Genomic DNA, 6,577 nt, shown 5'->3' on the forward strand with positions numbered 1-6,577 from the left:
TGGTACCATGCTTCTTCGCCGCGTCTTCGGCAAAACCCCATTGCGTCGGCAGCGCCATCAGGCCCTGAGTCGACATCGAGCCCAGCGAGATGATGCCGATGCCGTATTTGCCGGCCAGCGTCATGCCTGACGGCGAGATCTGCGACGCCACCACGAACGGCATCTCCTCCTGAAGCGGCAGAATCTGCAACGCCGCGTCGTTCATGGTGAACCAGTCGCTCTTGGCAGTGACGCGTTCGCCATTGAAGAGCCGGCGGATGATGCCGATCGCCTCGTCCTGGCGGTCACGCTGGGTCATCGGGTCGATGCCGAGCGTATGCGCATCGGAGGCGAGCGCGCCGGGGCCTGAGCCGAAAATGGCGCGTCCACCGGTCATATGGTCGAGTTGCACCATGCGCTGCGCTACGTTGAAGGGGTGGTGATAGGGCAGCGACACCACGCCGGTGCCGAGCTTGATCCGCTTGGTGCGCTCGCCGGCGGCGGCCAGAAACATCTCCGGCGAGGCGATGGTTTCCCATCCCGATGAGTGATGCTCTCCGCACCAGAATTCGTCATAGCCGAGCGCATCGAGTTGCTCGACGAGATCGAGATCGCGGCGGAACTGCAGCATCGGATGCTCGCCGATCGGATGATGCGGAGCCAGAAAGGCTCCAAACTTGACGCGTGCCATGCGGCGTTTCCATTTGTTGTTCTTGTTTGGCGCTAGCGTAAGCCTGTCGCCGCGGGCTTTCAATGCGGGGATATTCCGTGTTGCGGATGATTGTGAGATAAGCGCACGGTTGCCAAGCCGTTATTGCGAGCAGCCATTGCGACGAAGCGATCCAGACTGCGCATGCGGCTCTTTGGATTGTTTCGCTTCGCTCGCAATGACGTGGAGGGGCCGATCCGCTACCTCGACATCCTGTTCCAGGCGTCCAGCCCGGCGATTTTGTAGGCTTCCGCCAGCGTCGGGTAGTTGAATGTGTTCTGGATGAAGTAGTCGATCGTGCCCTTCAGGTTCAGCACGGCCTGGCCGATATGGATCAGCTCGGTGGCGCCTTCGCCGAGGATATGCACGCCGAGCAGCCGGCGAGTCTTGGTCGAGAAGATCATTTTCATCATGCCGCTGTTCAGTCCCATGATGTGGCCCCGCGAGGTCTCGCGAAACCGCGCCACGCCGACCTCGTAGGGAATGCCCTTCTGGCGCACTTCCTCTTCGGTGAGGCCGGTGGTGGAAATCTCCGGCACCGAATAGATGCCGTAGGGAAAGAACTCGGGCGGCGCCAGCGGCTCCATGCCGAGCGCGTGGCAGGCGGCGACGCGGCCCTGCTCCATGCTGGTGGAGGCCAGCGAGGGGAAGCCGATCACGTCGCCGGCGGCGTAGATGTGGGGCACGCTGGTCTGCAGCGTGACGGGATCGACGCTGATGCGGCCGCGGTGATCGACCACGATCCCGGCGGCGTCGAGGTTGAGCCGGTCGGTGGCGCCGACCCGGCCGGCAGCGAACAGCAGCATTTCGGACGAGACGTTGCGGCCGTCGGCGAGGCGGGTGACGATGGCGCCGCTCTCGGATACCTCGATCGAGCTGACGGCGGCGCCGAGCCGCAGCGCCACGTTGCGGTCGCGCAGCTCATGCATGAATTCGTCGATCAATTCCTTGTCGATGAAATCCAGAAACGTCGGTCGCGGCTCAATCAGCGTCACCGCGACGTCGAGTGCGCTAAAGATGGTGGCGTATTCGACGCCGATCACGCCGGCGCCGATCACCGCGAGGCTGCGCGGCAGCTTCGGCAGCTCGATGATTTCGTCGCTGTCGAACACCGTCGCGCCGTTGAACGGCACGTAGTCCGGCCGGAACGGCCGGGTGCCGCAGGCGATCAGGATATGCGCCGCGGTGACGGTCCTGATCTCGCTCTTGTCCGTGGTGACCTCGATCCGGTTCGGTCCGGTGAAGCGCGCTTCGCCCAGCATGGTGCGCACCGCGTTGCGGCTGAACTGATGCTCCAGCACCTCCACCTCGTGGTTGAGCGTCTTCTGCAGCCGCGCGATCAGGTCCGGCGCGCCGATGTCCTGCTTGACCCGGTAGGACCGGCCGTAGAAGCCGCGTTCGCGCCAGCCGGACAGGTTGAGCACCGTCTCGCGCAGGGTCTTCGACGGAATGGTGCCGGTATGAACCGAGACGCCGCCGACCCGCCGGCCTTTCTCCACCACCAGAACGGAGCGACCGAGCTTGGCGAACTGCACCGCGGCGCGCCGGCCGGAGGGGCCGGAGCCGATCACGATCATGTCGTAGTCATACATCGGTGGTCTCGATCACACGGATGGCTGGGAATAGTCTGGGAAAGCCATGCAGCAATCGGGCCAAAGGTTGAACTGCCGCGACACTACAGTTCGATTGCGACACTCTTTCCGTGCCGCGGGCCCGACGGCGCCTTGACAGTCAGGAGGGCGAAATCCGATATGTTGTAGACGGGGGAAAAGCGATCTCCCCGGGGGCGTGCTGCTGCATCTGGCCGGCGCCATTTGATCCGCGGATTTTCCGGCTGCAGTCGTCACGGATGATATTACCAACTTTTGATTCGCAGCGTTTGGCCGGAACGTTTCACATGTCGCCCTGTTGATAGTTCGAACTTCCAAACAGGAGCGTGAAATGCGAAATATCATCCTCTCCGCAATCTGTGCCGCCGCCATCGGCGCTGTTTCCGCCGGTGCCGCATCCGCCCAGGCTACCGGTCCCGCGGGCCAGGACAGCAGCAAGATGGGCACCGAATCGACGATGTCGAAGGACGGCGCCGCGAAGTCTGGCACCCAGGGCATGTCGAAGAACAGCACGTCCAAGGATTCGATGCACAAGGACAGCATGAAGAAGAGCGGCGCGAAGGACGACATGAAGAAGTAGTCCTGGACGCACATGTCTCCCTCGACTACCTCGCATGGGCTGACCGTGCGGGGTTTTCTTTTGCCCGACCGGGCGGTTAGCCAGTTCGCCGCAGGCCTCGCGATGCCGCCACGACCGAGTGGCGCTGGGCGCCAAACCCTGCACCAGATGACGGCAGACCGGGATTGCGCGATGGCCGCCTCTCGTTTGATTGATAGGTATTATGCGGCTGTTTTGTTTTTATTTTGCAGTGCAGCAACCATATGTCAGCAGTGCTGTTGTAAAAGGCCGACGACCCAGGAGCTGCCGTGTCCCTAGCCGATAACATCGAATTTCTCCGCCACTTACCAAAAGTCCCCGGAATCAATGGCTTGGGAGCTTTGACCGCAGCCCTGAAGCGGGAAGGCGGTAGTCCGATCGTCGAATCCACGGGGTTCGGCAGCAACCCCGGCGACCTCAAGATGTTCGCTTATGTGCCTGCGACCGTGACGCCCAAGCCGGCGCTCGTCGTTGTGCTGCATGGCTGCACCCAGAAGGCCGCGGGCTACGATGCCGGTACGGGCTGGTCGGCGCTTGCCGACAAATACGGTTTCGTGCTGCTGATGCCCGAGCAAAAATCGTCCAACAACGGCAATACCTGCTTCAACTGGTTCAGCCCGGAAGACACTACGCGCGACAGCGGCGAAGCGCTTTCGATCCGTCAGATGATCGAAGCCATGGCCGTCGAGCACAATGTCGATCGCAAGCGCATCTACGTCACCGGCCTGTCGGCTGGCGGCGCTATGACCTCGGTGATGCTGGCGACGTATCCAGAGGTGTTCGCTGCCGGCGCGATCATCGCCGGCTTGCCCTATGGCATCGCCAACACCATGCAGGAAGCGCTGGGCGGCATGTATCGCTCTCCCGCGCGTCCGGCCAGCGATCTCGGAAGCCTAGTCCGTAAGGCGTCCAGCCATGCCGGTCCGTGGCCGAAGGTTTCGGTATGGCATGGCAGCGCCGATCGCACCGTCAATCCGGCCAATGCGGGCGAGATCGTCAAGCAGTGGCTCGACGTGCACGGCCTGCCGCCGGCGCCGATGGCGTCCTCCGATGTGGACGGCTATCCGCGCGAAGTCTGGTGGGATGCGGACGGTGAGAGCGTCGTCGAATCCTACACCATCACGAACATGGCCCATGGCACGCCGCTGGCGATCACCGGCCAGGACGAGCCCTACGGCGCCGCCGGCGCGTTCCTGCTCGAGGCCGGCATTGCGTCGTCGTATCATATCGCGCAATTCTTCGGCCTGACCAAACAACTCGCGCCGCGCAATACGGTCATTACGGTCGCCCCGGCCAAGGTGCCGGCCGACGCCATCGTCACCGCGTCCGCGCCAAGGCCTCGCGCCGAGGGTGACCGCCGGTTCAGCCCGCGCCATCCGCCCGGGCGCCGCGGCCTCGATATCAACGCCGTGATCACCCGCGCACTGACCGCCGCCGGACTGATGAAGTAACATCATCACGGGAACCGCTCGCGATTTGCGCTGGCGGTGACGGCCGGGTAGATTTCCCTGCTATCCAGATGGCTTAGCGTACCCGATTGCGCCGCATGCTCGACGTCCACAGAACGGCTTCCACGGACTTTCTCGCCGGCGGCGGCGAGATGGGGGCGCTGATGCGTGCGTATGATTGGGCGTCGAGCCCGATCGGGGAGACGGCCGGATGGCCGCAGAGCCTGCGTACCGCGCTACGCATTTTGCTGAACACCAACCACCCGATGTTCATCTGGTGGGGTCCCGAGCTGATCCAGTTCTATAACGATGCCTACCGCCAGACGATGGGGCCGGAGCGCCACCCCTCGGCACTCGGCCAGCGCGGCCGCGAATGCTGGGAAGAGATATGGCCGATCATCGGGCCGCAGATCGAGCAGATCATGTCCGGCGGCGAAGCCACCTGGCACGAGGACCAACTGGTGCCGGTGACACGTTTCGGCCGGCTTGAGGAGGTTTACTGGACCTACAGCTTTAGCCCGATCGACGAGGGCGACGGCGTCGGCGGCGTGCTTGTCATCTGCCGCGACGTGACCCGCGACCATCAGGCGACCATCGCGCTGCGCGAGCGCGAGGCCGAACTGGCCCGTGTCCAGCAGATTGGACGCATCGGCGGGCTTGAAGTCGATCTGCGCACCGGCTTTCGCAACCGCCGCTCGCCGGAATACCTGCTGGTGCACGGCCTGCCGCCGGATGCCGTCAACGAGAGCCACGAAGACTGGGTGCGCCGCATTCATCCGGAAGACCGCGAAGCCACCGAGGCCAAGTTCAAGGAAGCGGTGAGGGCCGGCGTAAGCGAATACAGCGTGCAGTACCGCATTATCCGGCCCAGCGACGGCGAGGTGCGCTGGATCTCGGTCAAGTCGCTGATCGAGCGCGACGAAAACGGCCGCGCGCTGCGGCTGGTCGGCGCGCATACCGACGTCACCGACGAGGTGAACGCCGATCGGGCGTTGCGCAAGAGCGAGGAGGAGGCGCGCCAGCTCGCCGCCAAGCTCGCCGAGTTGAACGCGACGCTCGAACAGCGCGTCGAGGAAAAAACCCGCGAGCGCGAAGCCGCCAGCGAACGGCTGAAAATTACCGAAGAAGCGTTGCGGCAGTCGCAGAAGATGGAGGCCGTCGGCCAGCTCACCGGCGGTATCGCCCACGACTTCAACAACCTGCTCACCGGCATCGTCGGCTCGCTCGACCTGATGCAGACCCGGCTCAACCAGGGCCGCACCGAGAATGTCTCGCGCTACATCAACGCGGCGATGACCTCGGCCAACCGCGCCGCCGCCCTGACCCATCGGCTGCTGGCCTTTGCGCGGCGGCAGCCGCTGATTCCGAAATCGGTGGATGCCAATGCACTGGTGGTGTCGCTGGAAGATCTGCTGCGCCGGACCATTGGCGAGCGGCTCGACCTGATGATCGTCGCGGCGCCAGACCTGTGGTGCACGCTGTGCGACCCGAACCAGCTGGAAAGCGCGCTGCTCAACCTCGCTATCAATGCCCGCGACGCCATGCCGGACGGCGGTCGCCTGACCATCACGACGACCAACGAGCGCATCGAGGCCCCCCGGCCAGACGCGCCGGCGCTGCTGCCGGGCGACTATATCAATATTGCCGTCACCGATACCGGCACAGGCATGCCGCCGGAGATCGTCGCGCGCGCTTTCGACCCGTTCTTCACCACCAAGCCGATCGGACAGGGCACCGGTCTGGGGCTGTCGATGATCTACGGCTTTGCGCGGCAGTCGAACGGTCACGTCAGCATCGACAGCGTCAACGGGCAGGGCACCACGGTGAATCTGTATCTGCCACGGCATCATGGCGAGGCCACGCCGGATTCCGCGATTTCGGTGCGCAGCGACGAATATGCCGCCACCGGAGAGACGGTGCTGGTGGTCGAGGACGAAGCGGTGGTGCGCGGGGTCATCGTCGAAATGCTGCACGATGCTGGCTATCGCGTTCTCGAAGCCGTCGATGGGCCATCCGGTCTCGGTATCCTGCGACGCGATGTCAGGATCGATCTGCTTGTCACCGATGTCGGACTACCCGGTATGAACGGCCGCCAGCTCGCCGACTAGGCCCGCGAGACGCGGCCGGAACTCAAGATCCTGTTCATCACCGGCTATGCCGAAAGTGCCGCGATCGCGAAAGGTTTTCTGCAGCCCGGCATGGAGATGATCACCAAGCCGTTCGATCTCGATAA

Annotated in this window: 4 protein-coding genes and 1 pseudogene; 3 read left to right on the forward strand and 2 right to left on the reverse strand. The window is 63.9% G+C overall.

Going from position 1 to position 6,577, the window contains the following annotated elements:
• Together JWR89_RS16735 and sthA are read right to left on the reverse strand one after the other, a co-directional pair.
• Positions 1-670, reverse strand: a 670-nt coding sequence (locus JWR89_RS16735) for an LLM class flavin-dependent oxidoreductase (protein WP_299718097.1), incomplete at its 3' end; no start/stop codon positions are given.
• A gap of 218 nt (positions 671-888) precedes the next feature.
• Entirely contained in the window at positions 889-2,280 is a 1,392-nt protein-coding gene (sthA, locus tag JWR89_RS16740) for a Si-specific NAD(P)(+) transhydrogenase (RefSeq protein WP_299718099.1), read from the reverse strand.
• Positions 2,281-2,629: 349 nt separating this feature from the next.
• Here sthA and JWR89_RS16745 point away from each other — a divergent pair, with 349 nt between their 5' ends.
• The 3 genes and pseudogenes from JWR89_RS16745 to JWR89_RS16755 all read left to right on the forward strand — a co-directional run.
• Positions 2,630-2,878, forward strand: a complete 249-nt coding sequence (locus JWR89_RS16745; protein ID WP_299718101.1) for a hypothetical protein — start codon at positions 2,630-2,632, stop codon at positions 2,876-2,878.
• A 287-nt stretch (positions 2,879-3,165) separates the two neighbouring features.
• Complete coding sequence (locus JWR89_RS16750) at positions 3,166-4,347, forward strand: PHB depolymerase family esterase (RefSeq protein ID WP_299718103.1); 1,182 nt, start codon at positions 3,166-3,168, stop codon at positions 4,345-4,347.
• Between the two features lie 95 nt (positions 4,348-4,442).
• Positions 4,443-6,577: pseudogene (locus tag JWR89_RS16755) on the forward strand (ATP-binding protein); the annotation flags it as partial.

The organism is Tardiphaga sp. (genome assembly GCF_028290785.1).
Taxonomy (GTDB): domain Bacteria; phylum Pseudomonadota; class Alphaproteobacteria; order Rhizobiales; family Xanthobacteraceae; genus Tardiphaga.

Coding starts and splice junctions, on each gene's coding strand:
- JWR89_RS16745 (WP_299718101.1), top strand. CDS start 2,630: ATGCGAAATATCATCCTCTCCGCAATCTGTGCCGCCGCCATCGGCGCT.
- sthA (WP_299718099.1), bottom strand. CDS start 2,280: ATGTATGACTACGACATGATCGTGATCGGCTCCGGCCCCTCCGGCCGG.